Source organism: Candidatus Symbiopectobacterium sp. NZEC135 (genome assembly GCF_025962695.1).
Map to the genome: position 1 here is coordinate 1 of NZ_JAGFPF010000729.1, position 996 is coordinate 996.

Here is a 996-nt window from a genome sequence, read left to right on the forward strand (position 1 = left end):
GGTATGGCCGTATTCGGTGTCTCTCTGGTGTTCGCCAAATTTTTTCATGAGCTAGGCCACGCGTTTATGGCGAAGCGCGCTGGCTGCCGGGTGCAGAGCATGGGGGTGGCCTTTATTGTCATGTTTCCCTTGTTTTATACTGACGTCAGCGATGCCTGGAAACTTAAAGATCGGCGCTCACGCCTGTTGATTGGCGCTGGCGGCATTCTGGCCGAAATGCTGCTGGCCGGGATTGCACTGTTGGTTTGGGCATTGCTGCCCGATGGCCCGATGCGCACCGCGGCCTTTATGCTTTCCAGTGCAACCTGGGTCACCACGCTGGCGGTAAACCTGAACCCCCTGATGCGCTTTGACGGTTACTTTTTACTGAGCGATTTCTGGCGCGTGGAAAACTTGCAGGAGCGTGCTTACGCCCTATGCCGTTGGCGACTGCGTGAAAGCCTGTTTGGCTACGGACATCCGCCGCCGGAAACCTGGTCGCCTGACCTGCAACGTAAACTGCTTATCTGGGGATACGCCTCGTGGATCTGGCGTTTCTTCCTGTTCTTTGGCATCGCATTGGTGGTGTACCACTTTTTTATCAAGGTGATCGGTATCGGCCTGATGCTGATTGAGATCGCCTGGTTTATTGCGTTGCCTATCTTAAAAGAAGCTTATATCTGGTGGTCTATGCGGTCATCCATACAGCCTGCATCCCTGCTGCGCGTCATCCTGTTTTGCCTGTTGGCGCTGCTTGTCCTGCTTTATCCCTGGCGCGGTAGCGTGCATATCCCGGCAGTACTGGAAGCCGCCAACGTCAGCACCCTTTACTCACCGCTGCCCGCACAGGTAAAACGCCTCTATGTTACCGATGGTCAGCAGGTTAATGCCGGAGATATCCTGCTGGAGCTGGGATCCAGCGACCTCGATTATCGCCTCGATATTGAACGCCAGCGTATTGCACTGTTGCAACAGCAGTTACGGCGGGGAGCCGCTCGTCAGGAGACGGCCAGTGAA

The 996-nt window shown here is 55.4% G+C and carries 1 protein-coding gene; it reads left to right on the forward strand.

What is annotated here, in order from left to right; translation table 11 throughout:
- The coding region (locus tag J5224_RS30040; RefSeq protein WP_264628711.1) for a biotin/lipoyl-binding protein at positions 1–996 on the forward strand (996 nt) is incomplete at both ends.